The 23,265-nt window shown below is 36.7% G+C and carries 19 protein-coding genes; 14 read left to right on the forward strand and 5 right to left on the reverse strand.

The window, feature by feature from the left end; translation table 11 throughout:
* Positions 1–410 precede the first annotated feature (410 nt).
* Positions 411–1,712, forward strand: coding sequence for an NCS2 family permease (locus PaeCFBP13512_RS06410; RefSeq protein ID WP_069328862.1), 1,302 nt, complete (start codon positions 411–413; stop codon positions 1,710–1,712).
* Between the two features lie 290 nt (positions 1,713–2,002).
* On the forward strand, positions 2,003–3,358 hold the full coding sequence (locus PaeCFBP13512_RS06415) for a glucoamylase family protein (RefSeq protein ID WP_137221978.1): 1,356 nt from the start codon (positions 2,003–2,005) through the stop codon (positions 3,356–3,358).
* Between the two features lie 71 nt (positions 3,359–3,429).
* Here PaeCFBP13512_RS06415 and PaeCFBP13512_RS06420 read toward each other — a convergent pair whose 3' ends face one another.
* Positions 3,430–3,960: a TetR/AcrR family transcriptional regulator gene (locus tag PaeCFBP13512_RS06420; protein WP_069328864.1), complete on the reverse strand. Its 531-nt coding sequence runs from the start codon at positions 3,958–3,960 to the stop codon at positions 3,430–3,432.
* Positions 3,961–4,156: 196 nt separating this feature from the next.
* Between PaeCFBP13512_RS06420 and PaeCFBP13512_RS06425 the strand changes: the two genes are divergently transcribed.
* The 6 genes from PaeCFBP13512_RS06425 (at position 4,157) to PaeCFBP13512_RS06450 (ending at position 13,298) form a co-directional block, all read left to right on the forward strand.
* A complete protein-coding gene (locus PaeCFBP13512_RS06425) occupies positions 4,157–5,122 on the forward strand; it encodes a poly(ethylene terephthalate) hydrolase family protein (RefSeq protein WP_137221980.1) in 966 nt (321 codons plus the stop codon).
* Positions 5,123–5,372: 250 nt separating this feature from the next.
* Positions 5,373–5,846 carry a coagulation factor 5/8 type-like protein gene (locus tag PaeCFBP13512_RS06430; protein ID WP_137221982.1) on the forward strand — a complete coding sequence of 158 codons (474 nt, stop codon included), beginning with the start codon at positions 5,373–5,375 and terminating at the stop codon, positions 5,844–5,846.
* A 192-nt stretch (positions 5,847–6,038) separates the two neighbouring features.
* Positions 6,039–10,811 carry an S-layer homology domain-containing protein gene (locus tag PaeCFBP13512_RS06435; protein ID WP_161594226.1) on the forward strand — a complete coding sequence of 1,591 codons (4,773 nt, stop codon included), beginning with the start codon at positions 6,039–6,041 and terminating at the stop codon, positions 10,809–10,811.
* Positions 10,812–11,489: 678 nt separating this feature from the next.
* On the forward strand, positions 11,490–12,101 hold the full coding sequence (locus PaeCFBP13512_RS06440; RefSeq protein ID WP_137221986.1) for a CPBP family glutamic-type intramembrane protease: 612 nt from the start codon (positions 11,490–11,492) through the stop codon (positions 12,099–12,101).
* Positions 12,102–12,258: 157 nt separating this feature from the next.
* On the forward strand, positions 12,259–12,903 hold the full coding sequence (locus tag PaeCFBP13512_RS06445; protein WP_137221988.1) for a sugar O-acetyltransferase: 645 nt from the start codon (positions 12,259–12,261) through the stop codon (positions 12,901–12,903).
* A gap of 38 nt (positions 12,904–12,941) precedes the next feature.
* The gene (locus PaeCFBP13512_RS06450) at positions 12,942–13,298 is read left to right on the forward strand and encodes a hypothetical protein (protein WP_137222044.1); all 357 of its coding nucleotides are present in this window, start codon (positions 12,942–12,944) and stop codon (positions 13,296–13,298) included.
* Between the two features lie 87 nt (positions 13,299–13,385).
* Here PaeCFBP13512_RS06450 and PaeCFBP13512_RS06455 read toward each other — a convergent pair whose 3' ends face one another.
* Positions 13,386–14,045 carry a helix-turn-helix transcriptional regulator gene (locus PaeCFBP13512_RS06455; RefSeq protein ID WP_137221990.1) on the reverse strand — a complete coding sequence of 220 codons (660 nt, stop codon included), beginning with the start codon at positions 14,043–14,045 and terminating at the stop codon, positions 13,386–13,388.
* Between the two features lie 247 nt (positions 14,046–14,292).
* On the opposite strand from PaeCFBP13512_RS06455, the gene PaeCFBP13512_RS06460 reads away from it, so the two are divergent.
* Entirely contained in the window at positions 14,293–15,630 is a 1,338-nt protein-coding gene (locus PaeCFBP13512_RS06460; RefSeq protein ID WP_241669297.1) for an MFS transporter, read from the forward strand.
* A 21-nt stretch (positions 15,631–15,651) separates the two neighbouring features.
* A complete protein-coding gene (locus tag PaeCFBP13512_RS06465) occupies positions 15,652–16,899 on the forward strand; it encodes a macrolide family glycosyltransferase (protein WP_137222048.1) in 1,248 nt (415 codons plus the stop codon).
* Positions 16,900–17,123: 224 nt separating this feature from the next.
* Here the strand turns inward: PaeCFBP13512_RS06465 and PaeCFBP13512_RS06470 are convergent, their stop codons facing one another.
* Complete coding sequence (locus PaeCFBP13512_RS06470; protein ID WP_137221992.1) at positions 17,124–17,471, reverse strand: GNAT family N-acetyltransferase; 348 nt, start codon at positions 17,469–17,471, stop codon at positions 17,124–17,126.
* Between the two features lie 118 nt (positions 17,472–17,589).
* Here PaeCFBP13512_RS06470 and PaeCFBP13512_RS06475 point away from each other — a divergent pair, with 118 nt between their 5' ends.
* The gene (locus PaeCFBP13512_RS06475; protein ID WP_137221994.1) at positions 17,590–18,255 is read left to right on the forward strand and encodes a GntR family transcriptional regulator; all 666 of its coding nucleotides are present in this window, start codon (positions 17,590–17,592) and stop codon (positions 18,253–18,255) included.
* Positions 18,256–18,272: 17 nt separating this feature from the next.
* Positions 18,273–19,964 carry a dihydroxy-acid dehydratase gene (gene ilvD, locus PaeCFBP13512_RS06480; protein ID WP_069328873.1) on the forward strand — a complete coding sequence of 564 codons (1,692 nt, stop codon included), beginning with the start codon at positions 18,273–18,275 and terminating at the stop codon, positions 19,962–19,964.
* A gap of 377 nt (positions 19,965–20,341) precedes the next feature.
* On the opposite strand, the gene PaeCFBP13512_RS23180 is transcribed toward ilvD, so the two are convergent.
* Positions 20,342–20,491: a hypothetical protein gene (locus PaeCFBP13512_RS23180; RefSeq protein WP_161594227.1), complete on the reverse strand. Its 150-nt coding sequence runs from the start codon at positions 20,489–20,491 to the stop codon at positions 20,342–20,344.
* A gap of 35 nt (positions 20,492–20,526) precedes the next feature.
* Entirely contained in the window at positions 20,527–20,889 is a 363-nt protein-coding gene (locus PaeCFBP13512_RS06485) for a hypothetical protein (RefSeq protein ID WP_137221996.1), read from the reverse strand.
* Positions 20,890–21,289: 400 nt separating this feature from the next.
* On the opposite strand from PaeCFBP13512_RS06485, the gene PaeCFBP13512_RS06490 reads away from it, so the two are divergent.
* Both PaeCFBP13512_RS06490 and PaeCFBP13512_RS06495 read left to right on the forward strand, forming a co-directional pair.
* Positions 21,290–22,099, forward strand: a complete 810-nt coding sequence (locus PaeCFBP13512_RS06490; protein ID WP_137221998.1) for a hypothetical protein — start codon at positions 21,290–21,292, stop codon at positions 22,097–22,099.
* Positions 22,100–22,103: 4 nt separating this feature from the next.
* Positions 22,104–22,826, forward strand: a complete 723-nt coding sequence (locus PaeCFBP13512_RS06495) for a hypothetical protein (protein ID WP_137222000.1) — start codon at positions 22,104–22,106, stop codon at positions 22,824–22,826.
* Positions 22,827–23,265: the final 439 nt, after the last annotated feature.

The following is a 23,265-nucleotide window of genomic DNA, read 5'->3' on the forward strand; positions in this document are numbered from 1 at the left end:
GATTGTCTCTTTTTTGCTTGCAACTAAACAGAATATATTACCGATTAATATAGGCGCTGCCTACCAATCTATAGATGAATAATGATAGAGATGTATTTATAATTGATGACGCTATAATATAATGTAATAAAGAAGTGAAAAAACGAATAAAAAACATAAAAATAAATAGATAGTTCGTAAATAGCGATCTAAAAAACAATATTTCATTGACAACACCTATGAAATTCATTAAAATTCGAAAGGGACATCAGCTTCAAAACGAATCATAAATATAATTGCCTTGAGTTTATTCATAAATATATATGTTAAATCCTTATCACTATTATAGGAGTACCTACCACATCTTCCTATAAGAAAATCAGGATTTTTTAGCTTTTATGAATAGATACGGCGTGGAGGATGGCTTGACCATGGATAACTGGTTCAAACTCAAAGAAAGAGGCACGACCGTTTCAACCGAAATTATTGCAGGATTAACTACATTTTTTACAATGGTCTATATTGTTATTGTCAATCCGGGAATACTCAGTAGCACCGGAATGGATTTTAATGGAGTATTTATTGCTACTATTTTAGCAAGTATCGTAGCAACTCTAATTATGGGATTATGGTCTAACTATCCAATTGTGCTCGCACCGGGTATGGGTCTAAATGCATTTTTTGCTTATAGTGTTGTAGGCGGATATGGTGTCACCTGGCAGGTTGCTCTGGGTGCCGTATTTATCGCAGGTATATTGTTTATTATTCTATCTGTGACTTCATTCCGTTATATGTTGCTTGATGCGATTCCAGCCAGTTTGAAGCATGCTATTACAGCAGGGATTGGACTTTTTATTACAACAGTAGGTCTACAGAACTCGGGTATCATTATTGCTTCCGAATCCAATCTAATTACGATTGGTAATCTCACAGAGCCAATGACATATTTAACAATTATCGGGTTATTAATTACGGTGGTTCTGATGGCGTATAATGTAAAAGGTTATCTGTTTATAGGTATGGTCGTTACAGCTATTCTGGCTTGGATCTTAGGATTGTTCCAATTGCCTGCATCTATTATGGCTATGCCACATGGATTAGCAACGACTGCTTTCCAACTGGATCTAGCAGGTGTATTCTCAAATGGTCTATATACGATTATCTTTACCTTCTTATTAATTACCTTATTTGATACGACAGGAACAATGCTTGGTGTTGCAGAGCAAGCAGGGCTTCTTAATAAAGATGGCAAGTTCCCACGTTCCCGCGGTGCGCTTTTAGCAGATGCAGTAGGAACGACAACAGGTTCTTTGCTAGGAACAAGTCCAACTTCTGCTTATATTGAATCAAGTACAGGTGTTGCAGCAGGCGGTCGAACAGGGCTTACAGCGATCACAGTAAGTATATTGCTTGCCCTTACGTTATTCTTTGCACCTATCGTAAGTGTAATCTCCGGTATTCCAGCTATTACTTCACCAGCATTGATTATTGTTGGTTACTTTATGATCAGTGTGATTAGCAAGATCGACTGGAAAGACCTTGAAGTTGCTTTTCCTGCTTTCTTGATTATTATCTTAATGCCATTAACACATAGTATTGCAACAGGGATTGGCTTTGGTTTTATTTTCTATCCATTGCTCAAATTGCTTCGTGGTAAAGGAAAAGAAGTTCATCCTGTTTTCTATGTTTTTGCAGTATTATTCTTGATCCAACTTGTATTTTTAGATCACTAGAATATGAATAACTACAAAGAAGAGGACGGTCTATTATAGATCGTTCTTTTTTTGTATTACCAAATACTTTAGTACAGCACATCAAAGTCATGTTGAATCGGTAAGACCAAAAAGTTGATGTAGCTATCTATTATAGAGTGAAAAAGAAACGTTTCGCTTCTATAGCTCAAAAGGAATTATTCATTTTTCCTTTTAGTAAGCGTTATCAATTAACGGTTTACGGTAGTTAAGGGTTCATGGTATTATAAATGGCGAAACGTTTCAATTTGAATTTGAAAGGAGAAAAGTCAATGAACAAAGTAAAAGCATGGAGTCTATTTTTAACTTTTTGTCTGTTAACCAGTTTAACTTTCACTCCTATGGTTGCAACTGCACAGCAAACAAGTAAAAAGGCTGCTTTCCACTCTGAATTGAAAGCGGTTGCAAATAAAACATACGGGTACTTTACAGACTATACGGATCCTAATACTGGCTTAACTTATGATGAAGTCAGAACAACAGAAAAGGGAACAGAAGAAGCCAAACGCACTTCGCCTACAAATATTGCAATGTATATGATGAGTACTGTTTCTGCCGAGCAGTTAGGTATGATTAGTAAAAAAGAAGCAGTAACTCGTTTGCAAACGACGCTTAATTCTCTGGAAAAAATGGATAAATGGAATGGTTTATTTTACAACTGGTATAACACAAATGATGGATCTTTGAAAAAAGATTGGGGAGAATTTATTTCGCAAGTCGATAATGGCTGGATGTCAGCAGGTCTAATTGTTGTAGGTCAAGCTTATCAGGAACTTCATGCTCAGACGAGCCAACTGGTGAATGCGATGAATTATACAACACTATATGATCCCAAAGTTGGTCAATTCCGCGGTGGGTATGATGTAGCTAAAGGCGAGCTGACAGAACATCATTATGGTTCTTTTTATACTGAACCGCGTGTAGGAAGTTATATTGCGATCGGTAAAGGCGATGTTCCCAAAGAACATTGGTGGAAAATGTACCGTACCATGCCAGCAGAATTCGATTGGCAGTCTCAAGTTCCTCAAGGTAAAACCATCAAATACGATGGAGTAAAAGTTTTTGAAGGAAGCTACGTCTATAAAAAACAAAAATTTGTACCTAGCTGGGGCGGTAGCATGTTCGAGGCGCTAATGCCAGGTATGGTCATTAAAGAAAAAGAATTGGGTACTCGTGCACTTGGACTCAATAATAAACGCTATGTACAATTACAAATTCAATATGCTAAAGACAAAGGGTATGCTGCATGGGGGTTCTCGCCTGCTGCAACACCGACAGGGTATAGTGAATTTGCAGCGACTCCGCTAGGTATTTCCGGTTACAAAGATGGAGCAACGGTCACTGCTCATGCAACGTTCCTTGCACTAGAATATGCTCCTGAAGCAGCTCAAAAGAATATCAAAGCACTCCAAAAATTGAAGATGGCTGGGAAGTATGGCTTTTACGATTCGGTGAATGTGAAGACCGGTGAACTTGCCAAAGCTTATCTTGCTCTCGATCAAGGAATGATTATGATATCTATCGCTAACTATCTAGAAGATGGCGTTATTCGTGATTATTTCCACAGTGATCCAATCGGTAAGAAACCAGAAAATTTGCTGAAGAAAGAGGTCTTTTCGATTCAGTAAATCAGTAAAAAAGGTAAGTAAGAATTAAGTAGTAAAAAGAACAGCTATCCATGCTGTTCTTTTTTTTATGTTTATTTTTCATCCTGCGGATTTTTCATTCCTGATGAAAGTGTATCTATGATATGTTTTTGGATTTGCTCAGGTGTCTCATCAAAATCATACTTTATCCATTGATAGACAACGCCAAAATAACCGTAAGAAAAAAAGGACATAAGGTAAGAAAGGCTTTTATCGTAGATTTCTTCAGCAGGTATCAATTGTTCAAAGAGATGCATAATGAGGGTAACCAGTCCATTGTTATTTAATAAAGTAAACAGTCGCTTATTCTCATAGATATAGTTCAACATGGCAAAACCCTTATCTTTTTTTACGTCTTCTTCGTGTTGTTCGGCATAATATTCCCATTCGTAATTAAGTTTGAACATCAAAAGTTCATCTTTACTCTTTTGATGATTAAGATGTCTATAAAAAGTTGTTCTTCCCACTCCAGCTACTTTACAAATCGTATTTACGTTAATCGTATCATAGTCTTGTGATGCCATCAGTTTGATAAGAGCATCTGCTAGACATAATTTTAGAAATATCGTTTGATTCTTTTTCATAAAGGTACATATTCTCCTTTTTGTTCCGCATAGCGTGTTTACGATCATTTTCATGCTATTACGTATTCTCAAATCAAGAAAACAATGATTATAATGATAAAGTAATAAACAGATGTACCGAAATGGAACAGTTGTTTCATTACTATATCTAATATAAAATATTTCTTGATCCACGGAAAGGAAAGTAAAGATTAATATGAAAAAGAGTATAAAGGTAGTAGGAATAACGTTGTTAAGTCTGTTCATTGTAGCTATTATTGCAGTCGCTTTTTTACTGATTAAGAATCATATAGATTCTAAAAAGCCGATGATAGAAGATATGTATTATAAGAATTTTCAATCTAAGGCTATATTAGAAAAAAAATATGCCGGATTGGGAAGTTACGAAGTATCGCAAGTTAAGCTGAAATCAGAGGACAATCTGATCAAAGAGTACAGCATCTGGTATCCGAAAGGACTCGAAAATAAACAGCAAACGTATCCACTGATTGTAGTAACAAATGCTAGCAATACAGCCGCTTCTGTGTATGAACCTTTTTTCGAACGACTTGCTTCATGGGGATTTATTGTAGTAGGTAATGAAGACAAGCAAGCAGGATCAGGCTTAACGACTTCAAAAACATTAGACGATGTATTAGCACTAAATAAAAATGCTGAAAGTGTATTATACGGAAAGATCCAGCAAGACCATATCGGTGCTCTTGGATATTCTCAAGGTGGGGCAGGAGCATTAAGAGCTGTTACAGAGTACAAAAACAGCTCTAAATATAAAACGATATTTACTGGAAGTGCTGCCTATCCGCTTCTTGCCAAAAATATGGGTTGGAGATATGACATTTCCAAAGTTAACATTCCTTATTTTATGTCAGCAGGAACAGGTAAATCTGACGACTCTGGTGAAGATTCAAAAACCAGTTTTGGAGGTGTTGCACCACTTTCATCTCTTGTAGAGAACTACAATAAAATTTCAAATAACGTATTTAAAATTCGTGCAAGAGTTAGCGGAGCAGAGCACTGGGATATGAATAGAGCCGATGGATATATGACAGCTTGGATGTTATATCAGCTACAAGATGATCCAGAAGCAGGATCAGTATTCTTGGGAAAAAACGCTGAAATATTAAGAAATTCTAACTGGCAAGATATTCAAAAAAACAAATAGGAATAGTATAGAAAAGTTATACTGCAATTTAAAGAAGATAGAAAATATAATGATTAATCAAAGAGGTAGAATTTGCTATAAGAGCAGGTTACTCCTCTTTTTCTTCTTCATCTACATACAAAACACTATATTTAGTTATTTTTATGTTAAATATGTGCTGAATTTACGATCTGCATAGTAATGCAAATATATGATAGTATAATTACAGGTATACAAATACATAAATATGGGGTCAACCCAGGTGAATATAATGAGTTTAGAACATGAGTTTTTTCTTGTGAACAACAATTTTGATATGAATATAAATTATATTTATGAATGGTATAGCTCTAATAGGTATACATGGAAGCAAAAAGCAAGCATATCTGATCATTTGATTTTATACCTAATGGATTTTTTGAATTGGATACCTACTTATAACCCTGCAACAAAAAAAAACACAAGCGGGTTAACTTATTATGGCTTAACTGTTATTTCTGCAACAGAGACTGGAAAGTTAAAGCAAATTTTAGAAAAATGGCTTTGCTTTATAGAAGAAGCTCCAGATAGATTTAGTTTGAGAGGTCAGACAGTTTGGAGAGAAACTGAAGACGAAGAAGGCTATTGGGAAAGTACAAGAATTCAAATACATCGAGAGGCTTTACAACATGAATTACATTTATTAGTAAATTTAACCATTCAAGCATCAGGTGGTAATAAATCTATTCTTCATTTTGGCATTTAAATAGAATTGTAATCATATTTATGGAATTGCTAATGATTGAGAATACTTTTTATTATAATTCCCTTTGCTTTTTTTCTAAAATGCAGGTATGATAAACTCAATTAAATGAAGTTACGAGGAAGCACCTCGCTTGTAGATACTTTGTATCTATGGCGAGGTGCTTTTTTTTGTTTTCATAAAGGAGCATATATAGTGAAAAAATTTAAAAAAACTATGGATAAACACTCTATACAAACAATTGGCAGTGAATTACCTCGCTTGGTAGCTCATCGTAAACTACTGCAAACTTCTTTAAGCATTCTTATTTTAACCTCTGTATTCGGTCCGATCCCCAGTGTTCATGCTGCAAGTGTGACAGCTGATATTACATCTGCAAAAGCTGATACTAATTCGGTTTCATTGAACTTTTCTGTAATTATGCCAGATAGTGAAGTGTTGTATAAAACCAATTTTGACTCCAATCCATTTTCCACATATTATGGTGGCAGCGGTAACCAAGGTAATCAATCTTATGTCACTACAGATAAAGGCACCTCATTACAAATTACTGACACTATTACTAACCATAAAGGTAATGCGTATGGATATCCTACTACATCTAGCGATACAAGCTTGGCTCGAACTTCTATTGCGAGTCTTCAGCAAGGAGCACGACTTCAAGCTCAGTACGATATGCGTTCTTTGTCTGGATCAACGAATCAAAGTGCAGTCCAATTTAGTGATATTCGTGGTAAAAAAGGGCTTCAATTGACAGACAACAGTGGAAGGATGGTCCGCTTTAAAAATACTACATCTATTGTTCCGGTCAAACCAGCAAATACGCCTCAAATTATTCCTGTATATGTAGATGGAGGAGCTCCTGATTGGCCTGACGGACAATTTTTAACTATACTTAGTTCAGCCAATACCGATTGGCACTGGGCAGTTGCTTATTATAAATATCAAGCCGCAACTCAGTCGCTGGTTCTTGACTCTTCTAATTCTTCTTTCTGGTATACAACGATTGGAGCATCGGGTATGACTAACAATGGAGAGTATACATTTCAACCGGGAGATTCCCTGATTACGTTCCCGTATGGAGATTTTGGTACCGGTATGTCTGATATAGGATATCATCCAGATTGGGCAACTTACAGCCGCAGTCTTGATATTCCGGCAGATACGACACAATTTGACTTAGGTAAATATGGAGCCAATCTCAGCTTTGTCTCATCTACTAACGGTATAATGCAGGTGGATGAATTCAAAATCGGTTATGCTCAAAAAGCAATAATCTACCGAAATGGTCAACAGATTTATGCAGGTTATGATTCAAATTATAATGATAATAATGCTGTAGATACGGAGAAACCTAATCAAGTAGATAGCCTGAACTATACATTCGTTCCTTCAAATAAAAATGTCGTTGTAACATGGGGAGCTCCAATAGATAATGGATCAGACTATACATACAGCATTCAAGGTCAATTACGAGATGGCTCGTTAGGTTCAATTCAAGATCCTACTCAAGTTAAAGTCACTTCGGGTATAGCAGGATATATTGTAACTCAGGATAATAATTCTAATGGAACCATTACATCTGGATCTATGACGACTTCTGCGACTCATATAGCAATCACTCCTGATGTTACTACTCCATTTATTCATATAGCAGCAATCGATAAGAATGGTAATATCGGCCCGACACAGACGGTCACTTTAAATGATAATAGCCAACCCGAATTGAATTTATCGCTTGCTTCCAATCAATTAAATCGTCATGGGAATACGATCTATGTATCTGCTACTGATCCAGACACATGGATTACTAAGACCATGCTTCCGAATGGTAATCATGTAGCGACAGGAGTTACTTCGTATAATGTAACAGAGAATGGTGATTATACATTTACTACGTATGATTGGATAGGGAATCCGTCTTCCAAAACAATCACAGTTGCAAATATAGACAAAGAAGGTCCGGTAATTTCATTTACACCAGATGGATCTGAGTGGCAAGCTAAGCAGGTTGATGTACATATTCTAACTGCTGATCGATCATTACAATCTGTTCGTTATCTGGTCAATCAACAGAGTACTCGTCCAGACATTAACGAGCAGTGGATAGAAGGTACCGAGAACTTTTCTCTTACATTACCAGCCGAAAAGCAGGGCATCTGGTATGTTCATGTCCTTGCAATAGATTCAGCAGGCAATGAGTCTTATGGACGCTCAAAAGAAATGAAAATTAAAGCTTTGCCAGAAAAAATTGCTCATGATGATATTCAGTTAAGCTCTTCCGCATCAGGCAGTATTCAAGGGATATTGCCATCAAGAACAGACGAATCGTATGAAGTGATCAATCAACAAACAGGAAATATATTAAATATACCTGCTGGTAGCAACTCATTTACAGATACTAATTTAACACCGGGCACTTCATATACTTACATCATCACACCTATTAATGTATCGGGTAAAGGTGAATCTGTAAGCTATAGTTATACTACTATTCCTGCTGCTGCAAGAGTGGAAGGTGCCTATCCATTATCCGAAACTTCTATGCGTGTACAGCTAGAATCTATTCCATCTGCTACCCATTACTTATATGAACTTGCTGATGAAAATGGAACGGTTATTTCCAAAGGAATAATGAATACAAGTCGTGTATTCGAACAACTTGCTCCTAATAATAACTATACCTTGAGTATTCATGCAGTGAATGAATCGGGTCAAAGTCTGGAAAGTCGCTACACCTTTTTGACTTTACCTTCGCTTGCTGGTTTACATGTATTAGGGGTTGGAACTCATTTTGCACAGCTATCATGGGACAATGTAACCGGAGATGTTTATTATGATGTAAAACGCGATGATAAGCATATCGTTACCGTTACTGAAGAAACGTATACAACCGTTACTGATAACACCTATAACGAATACCATGTAGCTTATCCAGATTCAAATGTTCTATTTACTGATCATAATCTCATTTCAGGCACACCCTACAATTACTCTATTGCTGTCACTAATACATCCGGACAGAGTGATTTTAGAAATATCTCGTTGTGGACATTACCTGTTGCAACAGAGTTGATCAAGAAAAACATAGCTATAGACTCTGCTACTTATGTCTGGAGAGATGTACGAGGTGCGAAAGGCTATGATATCTATCTAGACGGTATCAAAATAGCAACAACAGATCAGGCAAGTTATGCGTTTGCTGGACTGAATTCAGGTAGTGCGCATGTTGTTTCTGTTGTTCCTTTTAACGATTCTGGCACAGGAGAGGCCGCGAATGCGACGTTTATTACACTGCCTGAATCGATTAATGAGGATTTGAATGTTGAGAATATTGCTTATACCTCAGCACAAATAAAGTTTAGACCTGTAAAAGGAGCTTCTACCTATATTGCTACTATCAATGGAAAAGAATATACAAGTTCAACTTCCATTATTGATTTAAAATATCTAAAAGCCGGTGAGATCTATTCAGTACATGTATATGCTGTTAATGAAAGTGGAAAGTCTGCTGTAAAATCTCTTCAATTTCAGGCAATACCGCTTGCTCCTGAATCGGGAAAAGTATATGCAAATACTAATGATCATCTTCAATTAGCATTTTCACCTTCTGAGGGTGCTCTATACTACCATATCTATGATACGTATGGACATTTGATCCAAACCACCACTGACTTAAGTGCAAGCTTACCTAGTCCAGGTGCTGGGGTTGTATCGTCTTTTGGGATTGCAGCTGTAGGTAAAAATGGCGAGAGCCCTGAGCGTTTATGGATAGAATATCAGGGAGCACCTATTCCATCTCAAGCCAATCAAGCGAATGTGCTAAATATTCTAGATCTACAGTCTGATTACGCAACTATAGGTTGGGAGCATTTTAAAGGAGCGGTTTCGTATCATGTGTATGATGGTGATAAGTTGCTCTACACCGTTCAAGACAATCAGATGCGCCTAGATCTTCTAACAAGTAGTACAAAATATAATAACTTTGGCATTCGTGCCGTTAACGCAACAGGAGTCATGGGAGACTTGTATAAGTTATCTTTCGAAACGCATCCTTTTTCAGGATTTCAATTAGATACAGCAGATATCACTACATCTTCAGCAACTATACACGCGCGAAATGGAAGCGATCTAGACACCTTCATTTTTGCAGACGGTAAACATAAGATGCAGCGATCATCATCACCAATGATTGAACTCAAGAATTTGTCAGATGCACATCGATACACCATAAATGTATGGACAGAAAATTCGGCAGGCATTCCATCGGAAGTACAAAGTATAACTTTTAAAACGAAAGAAAAAGCAGTAGGTAATGTGCCTTCTACTGTTTTGAATCCAGCTGTGACTATAGACCATCAGCATCCGGATAAAATAGTAGAGAATGATGCATCAGTATCTGTGCGTCCATCTGCTAGCGATAATAATCTAGTCAATAGGTTTATTGACGTGAAGTCTCGGTACTCGGAAAGTGCCATTAATGATTTAGCTGATCGTGGTATTGTAAAAGGTGACGAATTAGGCAATTTTAATCCTACAGCAGGCATTACCAGAGCAGAATTTGTAAGTATATTGCTTCGCTCTAGCAATGAACAGCCTGACGTTTCAGCCGACTCTTTGTCAGTATCCAATCTATTTAATGATATCGACGGAAAATGGTATTCAGATGATGTAATGAAAGCAGCTCAGTTGAATTATATTGAAGGCTATCCGGATGGAACGTTTAAGCCAGATCGAGTAATCACTAGAGCAGAAGCAGCTAAAATTTTGCAAAGCTTTATGAAGTATCAGGGAGATGCTGTATATCCATTTACCGATGAAAAGAATATTCCTTTATGGGCAAAAGTAGCGATTAATAAACTAGGAGGAGAACTTTTTATCGGTTATGAGAATGGTCAATTTAAACCTAATCGGAAGATTACAAAAGAAGAAACAGCTGTGGTGGTTTATAGATTATTGCATAAGTAATAACATGAATAAATAGTAGGTGTTGCACATTATAGGTAGCACCTGCTTTTCTTCACACATTGAGTATCAAGGCTTTTAAAGTCTTGGTGCTTTTTTTATTTATGTACAAAATGATCTGCAATCCGAAAGAAGCAGACTGGTGGATGATAGATCATACAATAGAGTGTAGGAAAATCCCAACAGGATTCTGGGTAGGTTTATGCCATCTAAATCTAAACATTCCTAACGAATATGTTTTTGGCAAAGCTGGATTACTATTAACTATTGCGAATAAATAAGAAATTACAATAATAGATTTGAAAATAATATTTATATTTTAGAATTTTATTCCATATTGACTATTTTATTGATGATAAATATACTCTTTATAAACCATCTTGTTAATCTGTTGTTATTTGCTTTAACTCTATTTTTCCAAATAAAATAAAGTCGCATTCTAAATACGAATTCACCTAAGGGGAAAATAACTATGTTGCATATTACCGAATCGTATACTATTAAAACCTATCATACAGATACAAATCGATACATACTGAATGATTTTAAAGTTTGGATAATAGAGATATCTTCTTACTTAGCTGTTTTAGTATGGTCTCAGCTCCAATCCAAGCTATTATGGAGCCAATTTTCAAAGTCTGGTCGTGATTCTCTATGACTTCAAGTAACGATAGGGTAAATATGAATAGTATTAGAGAGTTGCCTATTTCTAATATTCGTGTTCTTATAGGTGCTCTATTTCTTATTGCGGGTTTTAGTAGCTTAATGTTTATTTCATGGGCATGGTGGGGACTGTTTTTGGGTGGAATTCTAGCATGGATCACTGTTTTCGGAAAAGATAGCAAAAAAGCATTTGTAGCTCCTCGTGCATTATGGTTGATCCCGATAGGTGCAGTAAGTTATTTGATTTTGGGAATGCTTACTGGATTATTGTCTGTACAACTTGGTTTTGAATGGAGTGCTAATCCAGCATCAGGTCATTTGGGTCAACTGGCTTTGATGATTCCATTTATGCTGCTGGGGGAAGAATTGCTGGGAATAGGGATATTAGAAGCTGCGAGAAATAAAGGGCTCTCATTAGTTAGCAGTACGTTATGGAGTGCGTTGATTTTTGCATTTCTTCATATTCCGTCTTATTGGGATGGCTCTTTCTTTTCAACATTAGTACACGTTATTTTGTTACAGGGTGTAGCACGAATTATTTTTAACTTTGTGTATATAAAAACTGGAAAAAGTATTTGGGGATCATGGTTAACGCATATGCTCGTTGATTTTTTTGCCTTATTATTCTAAAATGTTGAATCAAATTATAACCCTAGTTCAAACAAATGTTTAGCTAGGGTTGTTTATAGAGTATAGTAAGGGAAGATATACATACGCATTGAACTGTAGATACTTTGTAAAGGATAGTTATAAAGTGTCTATACATACTTTTAAAAGGAGATGTCCTATGAGTGAAGAACAACGTATTTTTGATGGATTATTGTTTAATCCCGGTCATCCGGATCTGAAAAAAATTAAGTTAAATACTCACAAACTCAGTCATCAGTATAGTGACACTTATGAAGATCAGGTCGAAGAGCGTGAAGCATTGCTTAGCGAGCTGCTTGGAAGCAAAGGCGAACGGTGTTTCTTACAGGGACCTATCTTTTTTCATTATGGTCTTCATACTGAAATAGGGAATCACTTTTTTGCCAATTATAATCTTACGGTTCAAGATGATGCCAAAGTCACGATTGGACATCATACTAGTTTTGGACCCAATGTTACTATTGTTACACCTATTCATCCATTTATAGCTTCTGAACGTCGACAGATGCTAGATCAGCACAATGTGCCGAATTCTTTATGTTATGCCAAACCTGTGCAGATCGGGAATGATGTATGGTTGTCTGCAAATGTAACAGTATGTGGTGGCGTAACCATTGGAGACGGATGTGTTATTGGGGCAGGTAGTGTCGTGACTCAAGATATTCCGGCACATTCTTTTGCAGCAGGTGTTCCTTGTAAAGTGATTAGACCCATTACAGAATCAGACAGTATGCGTCACAAACCAGAAGTATTAGCAGATTGCCATATCTTAGACAATGACTAGAAAAAGTGAGGTGGAATTACAGAAATAGAGGTGTGAAAATGCGCAAACGAGTGATTAAATGGATTCTGGTGATCAGCGCAATATGTGTGATTTATATAGGAGTAGAAGTACTGCTACTTTATAATCACACTTCTACTTTATACTCTACGGTAAAGCGTCTCCAAGCTCATGCTCCAAAGATCGAAGCGTATGGGGAACATTGGACATATAAAGATACGGTGGATCTGAAAGAGGCGAAACCCACAAAGTTTACGCAAGGAGAAGGAGCTTACAAAGACCAGATGTATTTTTACCCGGGTAGACCTAACTCTCCTGCAAATATTTTTATTAAAAAGCAAGGAACCGAATATTATCGATACATGCGCTCAACGATTATATTTTTTCATGGAGTATGAACAAGGTGAATAGGCTCATAAATAATAAGAAAAAGGAACACACTGGTTATACTAAAAGAGCAATCTCTAATGAGGTTGCTCTCTTAGTTATGGTTTATTTTGTCTAACTGTATATATGCAGTTTCTTCCTCCTGCTAAAATGTATTCCCCTCGTTCAATATGAACATTATTTCCTAGAACCGTTTGAAATAAATGTAACTCATTCTTGCATAATCCAGTACATACAGCAGCAGCTTCACAAATCGGACAATGCTTCTCAATCAATAAAAAACTACCATCATCCTGTGTCTTAACCTCAGCCATATAACCTTCAATGGTTCTTATCTCGGCTAGTTTCTCCAGTTTCTCCCGAATATCTGATATACCTCCAAGATGCTGAAGATATTGTTCTTGCATATTTTTATTTCGAACATCCAGCAGTTTATCCAGCCCTTCATTGCCAAAAGCTTCTTTGATCGAATGAATAAGGCTGACGGATAAATCTGAATAGCCACTTGGGAAAAAACGGTTAGCGGCGGGAGTTAATACCCATAGCTTGGCTGGTCGACCCATCGGACGGGATTCTTCCACATTCATAACCAATCCTTCTTCTTTGAGCGCATTCAGATGTTGACGAATCGCCATTCCTGACAATGAAAATTGAGAGGAGAGTGCTACAACATCCATTCCTCCTTGCTCCTTTAACAGATCAATGATCCCTCTTCGAGTACGGGTGGAGACATCCTTTTTGATTTGATTCTTGCTCATGGTACATCTCCTTTTGAATCAAGTTATTCTACATGACTCACTACATTTTAAAGAAAAATGTTGACAAAGTCAAAGCTGAGATGTAGTTTAGACTTTGTAAAGAAAAATGTTTACTAAGTATCCGGGTACAATGTATACATATCCATTTTTTGCTATTTAAAAATCATTTGTTCACTTTACCAAATTATCTGTTATGGAGGTGTAGGAAATAAATAACAATCCGATTGGCATTTTTGATAAGCAACATATGGCATTGACGATTGGTATTATGCTAGTTCTAACAACGGTAGCTTTCGAGGGACTGGCTATTACGACAATTGCAGCGAAAATGGCACAAAGCTTACAAGGTATTCATTTATACGGTTGGATTTTCAGTGCATTTTTGTTATCTCAGCTTGTTGGGACTCTGGTTATGGGGCAGCAGGTTGATAAGCGTGGCGTTTTTACATCTATGCTTGTATCATTTAGCATTTTTGTGCTAGGGACTGTAGTTTCGGCTGTTTCTTTTGATATGCACATGCTTATTGTAGGAAGAGCCTTTCAAGGTTTTGGGGCAGGAGCTCTGATTACCTGTGTGTATACCTGTGTAACACTGCATTATTCGGATTCTCTTCGTACTCAAATTTTAGCGGCATTTTCTATGGCATTTGTCTTGCCTTCTTTAATTGGGCCTTATCTGGCAGGTCTTATTGCCTCATATATGTCATGGCGATTTGTTTTCTGGATAGTTTTACCCTTGATTGGCTTAGCATTGAGTCTCACATTCCGTTCTTTCCGTGATCTACAGCTTCGGCAAGTGCTGACAGACTCAGTCCAAAAATCTGATTCGAAGACTCTTTATGCGATCCTACTTGCTATTGGAACAGGCTTATTACTCACAGGACTTGGTATGATCACGGATTGGATAGGAATAGTGCTTACTTTAGGTGGATTATTCATCATGATCCCACAAATGCGAAAACTTCTTCCTAAAGGTACTTTTACAGTGAGAAAAGGATTGCCTGCTACATTGGTTTCCAGAGGATTGTATGTAGCTTGTTATTTTACAACAGAGAGTTTTGTGATCTTGGCATTAACCGAAGTAAAGGGACTATCAGCAGATCTTGCTGGCCTTATTGTAGCAGCAGGTTCTTTAAGTTGGTCCGCCGCCGCATGGTTGCAAGCCAAGCTTGATGTACGAGATCAAGGTCGTGGTCGCAAAGGTAGAGTGATGGGAGGTATCGGGATTATGATCGCAGGAACTGTAATTGTGATCTTAGCCCTTATGTTGTCAGATCGTGGAATTATAATTATTCTGCTTTCGCAAATGATTACCGGATTCGGTGTTGGACTGGCTAACCCTACAACTGCGGTCATTGCTTTACAGCATGCGGCTCCTAGAAAAGAAGGAGAAATGTCTGCAAATCTGCAATTCGTAGATTCCTTCTATATAGGAGTAAGCATCGGAGTTGGAGGTGCTCTAATTGCTTTGTCAGAAACGTTACATTGGGGCATATCGACAGGCGTAATGATAGTGCTAATCCTCCAATTACTTTGGGTCTTATTGAGTTTTTTAGCATCTTTACGAATAACAGAAAAAAATTAGAGTGATGGGGAGGTGGACACCATAGCACGTGTATTAGTTGTCATTACTCCGGCTGAAGGTCATGTGAATCCGTCGTTAGGATTGGTTACTCAATTGGTTGATAATGGTGAGCAAGTTGTCTATGTGTGTACAGAGGAGTATCGTTCCCGAATTGAACAGACTGGAGCTCTGTTGATTACATATCCATTCCCACAAGATGCCTTTTCGCATGATCCAGTGTTAAAACCACAGGAGTACAAGCATCCTTATCAGTTCACTTATATGATGGTAGCGGGTATCATTCAGAGGATTATACCCGAAGTGCTTCGAGTGATCGAAAATCAAAAGTTCGATTATCTGATTTTTGATTCACTGATGGGCTGGGGAGGAACTATTCTTGCCGAAAAACTAGGAATACCTGCGGTGTGTTCGATTGCTTCCTTTGCTTTGATCAATCCGTTGGGAGCTGAAAAAGGCGTGAAAGAACTGGACACAGATACGAAGGAACTGTATGAGGCTACAATGAAGATAACGCATGCGTTAGCGCAAGAGTTTCAAGTAAACGTTCCTTGTATAGATGAGATTCCAGCACATGCAGGGGAGTTAAAACTTGTGTATACAAGTCGTTATTTTCAGCCATATGCAGAAAAAATGGATAATCGCTTTATTTTCACGGGGCCTTCGATCATACCTCGTCAAGATGTTCAGACGTTCTCGTTCGAGCTCCTTCGCGAACGTTACCCGCAAACGGTGTATATTGCTATGGGGACTATTTTAAATAAAAACTTGGAGTTTTATCAGCTTTGCTTTGAAGCTTTTGGGGATATACCAGTAAATGTGGTGCTGTCTTCAGGAAGATACACAGATATGGAGCCATTGGCTGATCAAATTCCTTCTAATTGTATCGTCATGCCGTATATTGCACAGTTGGATATGCTACAGCATACGGATGTTTTTATCACTCATGCCGGAATGAATAGTGCGAGTGAGGCGCTCTATTACAACGTTCCGTTAGTCATGATTCCACTAACGTCGGATCAGCCGCTTGTAGCCAATCGAGTAGAGGAATTGGGAGCAGGTATTGCTTTAAATAAACATAAGCTGAGTGCAGCTGATATGAGAGAGGCCTTATTAGAAGTTCTAAGCAATCCATCTTATAAACAGCAGGCTTGCATCATCGGTGAATCTTTACGTCAGGCTGGCGGTTATAAACAGGCCGCCGAAATAATTATGACTCATATGGCTTCATTTCATAGCAAGATCTCGAATACGAAGTTGACTAATAAATAAGTTGTTCGTGCATAAGGAACTTTCATTCGAAGTAAGATGTATTAGTAATCGAAACTTAAAAAGCAGTAGGTTTTGATCGAGTTGAATGGCTAGAACTTTGAGAGTTGTTCTTATGAAGAACAACTCTTTTATATTGCTATATAATTATGTTTATTTAGCATATTACTTAACTGAGGAATGTGAGAGGAACCGACCAGAAGAACGTCAAATAGAGAGCTTCCAAGCTATGATAGGATGGTCAATGTAATGCTAAGAGTTAGAATGAATATACTATTATCTTCTGCAATTTCTTCCAGTGATGTAACGATTAATTTACCGAGACCATATTGGCAATAAGGTTTTAGGATACATATTCGATCTAATTTACCTATACCATCTTGAATAATAATTCTGCCTGTTCCGGCAGGCAGTTTATTAAAATAGCCCAAGATGTGCTCACACTGTCCATCTAAACTATCACGATCATCAAACTCAACTTCAATGGGTATATTTTGTTCTTTCACAAACACTTCTTCTCTTATTTGAAAAGCGATGTTGGGCCCCTCAATGGAGTCTATTTTTTTTGATTTCATTTCTTATCATCCTTCCAGAAATTCATTTTGTAATTAAAAAAAATTAAATAACAATTGCTTCTCATACTTGTATGCGATATATTGCATATAATAACAATTGTAAAAAGGATGAAAACGCATGCCAATTCCTCAAGATTTTGCCTTACCTGTCCGTATGTCTGCAAAAGAGAGAGCATTTTCTCAGATTCAGCGTTGGATTATTGATGGAACCCTGCAACCCGGTGAAAAGCTGATTGATGCGGAAATGGCTGAATCGCTTGGAGTTAGCCGGACACCGGTTCGGGAGGCATTTCAATTACTTGAAGTTCAAGGTCTCGTGTCGATGCATCCGGGCAAAGAAACAAAAGTAACGACTATTGAGAAAAATGATATTTTTAAGATGTATTCAACGATGGCGGCTCTTCAAGCTTTAGCTGCTGAAATTACCGCTCCAATTATTATTCCAGAACAGATCGAGAAATTAAGATCCATCAATTCGGAATTTGCAAGTTCTATCAAAAGTGGACAAGTGTATCAAGCGATGGAGGTCGATGAGCAATTTCATAATTATATTGTGGAGCTCTCAGAGAATTCTTACGTGGCTACATTTAATACATCTCTTCAAATTCACATTAGACGTTTCAAATATGTGTTTTTAAAACAACCGATCACAGCTACACTGGCTTCAGTCGAAGAACATGAGTTGATCATTAAAGCTTTTGAAAGTAAAAATAGTGACGATGCTCATATACTAATGAAACAAAATATTATTCGTCCGATGCAGGAACTGTACGATATATTTTGAAATGAGGAGTAAACAATATGGAAAATAAAAAAGATCTTCGTATTCGAAGCAAGGTAATCAGTGAAGGAGCTAACCGCGTACCGAATAGAGCGATGCTACGTGCTGTTGGTTTTCAAGATGAGGATTTTAAAAAGCCAATGATCGGTATAGCGAGTACGTGGAGTGAAGTAACACCATGTAATATGCATATTAATGATTTGGCAGTACAAGCGAAACAAGGCGCACGTAATAACGGCGGTGCTCCATTGATTTTCAATACGATTACCGTGTCTGATGGGATCTCGATGGGTCATGGCGGGATGTTGTTCTCACTACCAAGCCGGGAAGCTATTGCTGATTCGATTGAAATTGTGACCGGAGCTGAGCGTTTTGACGGCGTGGTTGCGATCGGTGGTTGTGATAAGAATACGCCTGCATGTCTGATGGCTATTGGACGGATGAACATTCCTTCCGTGTATGTATATGGAGGAACTATTCAACCCGGTAAACTCGATGGTAAAGATGTAGATATCGTTTCGGCTTTTGAAGCAGTAGGTCAATATCAAGATGGTAAAATAACAGAAGAACAGCTGCATAAAGTTGAATGTAGCGTATGCCCGGGTCCAGGGGCTTGTGGCGGCATGTATACCGCTAATACGATGGCAGCAGCGGCAGAAGCGCTGGGCATGTGTTTACCTGGTTCTTCTTCGACATCAGCTATTTCAGCAGATAAAGCTTTGGAATGTGAAGCAGCCGGTAAACAGGTCATCTCACTTCTTGAACAGGAAATCTATCCAAGAGACATTATGACCAAGAAAGCATTTGAAAATGCGATCACCGTTGTTATGGCTCTAGGGGGTTCAACCAATGCGTTTCTCCATCTGCTAGCTATTGCACACTCGGTAGAAGTAGATCTAACCTTGGATGATTTCGAGCGCATTCGCTTGCGTGTTCCTCATTTGGCGGATCTGAAGCCAAGTGGTCAATATGTAATGCAGGATTTGAATGATATTGGCGGCGTTGCAGGAGTAATGAAGCTATTACTTGCTGGAGGATTACTTCATGGAGATTGCCTGACAGTAACAGGTAAAACGTTAGCAGAGAATTTAGCGGAATCTGCTCCACTTCAGAATGATCAAGAGATTATACGACCGCTTAATAATCCACTCAAGCCCAATGGACCACTGGTTGTACTTCGAGGAAACCTCGCTCCTGAAGGTGCTGTTGCCAAAATGTCAGGCATGAAGATTCAGAAGTTCTCCGGTCCGACCAAGGTTTACGACAGCGAAGATGAAGCGACAGTAGCAATTATGAATGATGAAATTAAAGAAGGAGACGTCGTGGTTATACGCTATTGTGGTCCGAAGGGTGGACCTGGTATGCCTGAGATGCTTTCCGTTACAGCACTCATCGTAGGAAAAGGGCTTGGTGGGAAAGTCGCCCTCATCACAGATGGTCGATTCTCGGGTGGTTCACATGGATTTGTAGTCGGCCATGTATCACCTGAAGCACAAGTAGGCGGACCAATCGGTTTGCTGCAAAATGGGGACATTATTACGATCGATAGTGATATCCAGGAGATGAAAGTTGAGGTATCAGAAGAGGAGTTAGCCACTCGAGCGCAAGCGTGGATACAACCGCCGCTGAAAGTAAAATCCGGTGTACTTGCCAAATATGCCAAATTAGTTTCTTCTGCTTCTAAAGGGGCAGTAACTGATTTGATGGAATAGAATATAAAACAAAAGCAGCCGATTATCATGATCGACTGCTTTTGTTTATTTCCGATTCTTCCAGTGCTACTAGTAGGATGATTACTTGAGAATCCTTATCTTCTTGTACGAGATAGCGAAAGATGATGCCAGTAACAATTTTTTGTCATTGAAGTCGAGTGTGAAAAATTCGGAGAATATGATGAAATCGTGCATAAGCCATTCTATCTAAAGTAAGGAAAGCAACGATGGAGGGGGCATTTAAAATTGGAAACTGGCTTTCATTCTCTTTACTCTCGTTTTATGATCCCCCGTGCAATTGCGTCCTCTTCAATATGAACGTTCAAAAGAATTGCTGGACTTTACTCCATAACTTGAAATAAGCTACTAACGTACCTTTAATCCATTAATCCATTTTCTATATATTGCAATAACTCAGGTGAATGATTGTAATATCTTATTTTCATTTTTGTTAAAAGTTCAACAGCTTTCTCACCTCTAATCTCACCGAGTGCACAAGCCAACTCTATAAGCTCAACTTTCGACAAGGGATCCTTCTCTGTTGACTGTTGTAATAAAAACTCTAATAGAACAACCCGTCTTCATTTTCCAATCCACCAATGATATTGATCAGGACAAGCCGTATACTTTTTATACTAAGCAGATTCTCGACTGTATCCAAAGTATAGCGAGGGTTTCTAAGCCCAATCGCTATAAGAGCTTCTTGTAATTCATAGTCAAAATCATTCGAATCAATGCGTCCTAACTCAGAAGGATGTAATAAAATATCAATTAAAATATCGAACGAATCGTCTCCAAAAGTATCATAGATATCCGTTTGCATTTTAAGAAAATCCTCATAGGAATCCATTTTTGGGAATGGCCCAATTCCATCGCATAAATGTTTGATACCCTCTACAATTGTATCTCTGTCGTTTCTTATCATATATAAATCTCCTTTTAACGTACTATTCTTCCGTTACATCTACTTATATTTATTATATTCATAAACGTTTAGTAATGAATAGCAGGGAAGGGAGGTGAAGAAATTAGTGTTCCTCTCTAGAAAGAAGCTATTAACATGAGAGATCAAGCGTTTCCAAATACAGCCCTCAAGTGTAGTATGGATTATAAGCAAACAACTTACGTCTAATGCTATCTAGGAGCAAAATCTTCAGATAATACAATTCCTTTAGGAACAAGTGTGAGATCATTTTCTTCTAGTCTATTGAAGTACACTAAGCTGAAAGTTTACACTATATATGGTGATTATAAGAATCTACTAACACAATGGATCTTCGATGATTCATTATAGTTAGCTATTCATTATATAAGGAGAGATTTAATTGAAATCTAAAAAAGAAATGATAAAGAGAAAAGCGCTCATTTTCATTGCATTTACTATAGGGCTATATATCATTTTGAATATTATTTTTGTAGGTTACCCTTCTATTATTGTAAGGGGTGTGTTTACAGAATTCACCAAGCATGATTTCATAGCAAAAAAAGAAATGCTAGGATATCTTTCTGAGAAATACAATGAGTCTTTTGAAGTTGTAGATTTAGATAGTGCATTTTTAGAGACTGATTATATTGGTAGCGTCGCTCCGTCTTCTAACAAATCTGAAATTTTTACTGTTATAGGAACACCTATTAAGAATGCAAATCTTCATTACAAATATATAGATAATTACATGAAAATTAAATGGAAAAAAGAAGTAGGTACAGATATTGATCCTCTTTTAAATAAATATTTGTCTAGCAAATCTTATGGAGAAATAGAATTACCTAATCTAACTGATTATAGTCTTTACGATAATACGACCTTACCATTCAAAACATTCCAAAAGATGCAACCTAATATTGCGGAAATAAATATTGTACTTGTTTATACATTAAACAAGAGGAAAGAAAAAGAATATATTTCAGAAGTTAATCAGTTCATTATTCAATTAAAAAAAAGCGAAATAAAAAATATTTCATTAGAGTTGTATTTAATAGATGCTCAACATTTTAAAAGTACGAAGGAAGTTAAATCTCTCATTAAAAAGTCTGGAGTGTATCCATTTTTGTCTGAGTATTCATTCGGGATTATTAAGCAAGCTCAATTTGATATACATCAAAACTATAATCTTAATCAAATACTTGGAGGTTAGTATATTGTCATCAAAGAAAAAAAAGTGGTTTATTATTAGTTTACTTGTGCTTATTTTTATAGCATATAGAACGGCTTATCCGTTTATAAGAGAATATCAAGAGGCTAACGTCACTAAAGAAACTCAGCAATATCTTTTCAATAAATATCAAGAAAAATTTGTCGTAACTGATATTAGAAAAGAACCTCTTATGCAGAAATACTATTTAGTCGCAGCTCGTGCAGAAGACCCTGATATTAATTTTAATGTTATAAGAAGTATTGATAAACCTTTTGTTTATCAAGATGACTATATAGCAGAAAAGTGGTACTGGCAATCAAGTATGATATTAAAACCAATTCTAGATAGAAATATTAAACAAACAGGTTATTCTTTTATAATAAATCAACGTTTTCAGACAGAAGAATATAAAGAGATTAATGAAGATTTTATAAAAGCTCAAGTTCTTCACCCAGAACTTTCTCAAGTCTCACTTTATATTTTATATATTATAAATAAAGGAGAGGAATCAAAATATAAGTCTACAATTGATAACTTAGTAAGTGATATTAAAAAAAGAAACATCAAAAGTTTATTATTAACAGTTGAGTTCTATGATTTATCTAAATATGAAAACAAAGATGATTTTGAGAAACAATTAAAAAAAATTAAAAATCCAACATTATTTTCTATGCATAAGGAAAAAACATTGCTTAAAAAATATAACATTAAAATAGATAATAATTAGATCTTGAGGAGGAAACAAAAGAGCAACAGGTTAGAACACTTAGAAATTACTGAGAATCCATATGAAAATGATAAAACTCAACTTTTTATTCCGAAGAGCTAATAGCGTTTTTTTAGATACAGAAAGAGACTAAGTCGCTCTATATGTACATATGTACAAAATACGAGTTTTGTGATTATGTATAAGATATTTGAGAATACTGATGTTTTATACTATTTTATATGCATAGTTATTACTGATATATTGTATATTCTGCTAGCTTTTTATTATTTAATAATTGCTAATCTTAATTTTCTTATTGCCGCTATTTGATACTTTCAATATCTAAATTAAATAAACCCTATGCAATTTACTTTTATGATTACTACATAAGGTTTATTTAATTGTATTGGTTACTAAAGTTATTATATTAGAATACTTATTTATTCTTTAATTTAAT

Source organism: Paenibacillus sp. CFBP13512, from assembly GCF_005233705.1.
Classification (GTDB): Bacteria; Bacillota; Bacilli; order Paenibacillales; family Paenibacillaceae; genus Saccharibacillus; species Saccharibacillus nuruki.

Bases quoted from the DNA above. Each gene is read 5' to 3' on its own strand.
- PaeCFBP13512_RS06450 (WP_137222044.1), top strand. From the start codon at position 12,942: ATGCGCAAACGAGTGATTAAATGGATTCTGGTGATCAGCGCAATATGT.
- PaeCFBP13512_RS06455 (WP_137221990.1), bottom strand. From the start codon at position 14,045: ATGAGCAAGAATCAAATCAAAAAGGATGTCTCCACCCGTACTCGAAGA.
- PaeCFBP13512_RS06410 (WP_069328862.1), top strand. From the start codon at position 411: ATGGATAACTGGTTCAAACTCAAAGAAAGAGGCACGACCGTTTCAACC.
- PaeCFBP13512_RS06445 (WP_137221988.1), top strand. From the start codon at position 12,259: ATGAGTGAAGAACAACGTATTTTTGATGGATTATTGTTTAATCCCGGT.
- PaeCFBP13512_RS06430 (WP_137221982.1), top strand. From the start codon at position 5,373: ATGAGTTTAGAACATGAGTTTTTTCTTGTGAACAACAATTTTGATATG.
- PaeCFBP13512_RS06485 (WP_137221996.1), bottom strand. From the start codon at position 20,889: ATGATAAGAAACGACAGAGATACAATTGTAGAGGGTATCAAACATTTA.
- PaeCFBP13512_RS06420 (WP_069328864.1), bottom strand. From the start codon at position 3,960: ATGAAAAAGAATCAAACGATATTTCTAAAATTATGTCTAGCAGATGCT.
- PaeCFBP13512_RS06440 (WP_137221986.1), top strand. From the start codon at position 11,490: ATGAATAGTATTAGAGAGTTGCCTATTTCTAATATTCGTGTTCTTATA.
- PaeCFBP13512_RS06475 (WP_137221994.1), top strand. From the start codon at position 17,590: ATGCCAATTCCTCAAGATTTTGCCTTACCTGTCCGTATGTCTGCAAAA.
- PaeCFBP13512_RS06415 (WP_137221978.1), top strand. From the start codon at position 2,003: ATGAACAAAGTAAAAGCATGGAGTCTATTTTTAACTTTTTGTCTGTTA.
- PaeCFBP13512_RS06425 (WP_137221980.1), top strand. From the start codon at position 4,157: ATGAAAAAGAGTATAAAGGTAGTAGGAATAACGTTGTTAAGTCTGTTC.
- PaeCFBP13512_RS06460 (WP_241669297.1), top strand. From the start codon at position 14,293: ATGGCATTGACGATTGGTATTATGCTAGTTCTAACAACGGTAGCTTTC.
- PaeCFBP13512_RS06470 (WP_137221992.1), bottom strand. From the start codon at position 17,471: ATGAAATCAAAAAAAATAGACTCCATTGAGGGGCCCAACATCGCTTTT.
- ilvD (WP_069328873.1), top strand. From the start codon at position 18,273: ATGGAAAATAAAAAAGATCTTCGTATTCGAAGCAAGGTAATCAGTGAA.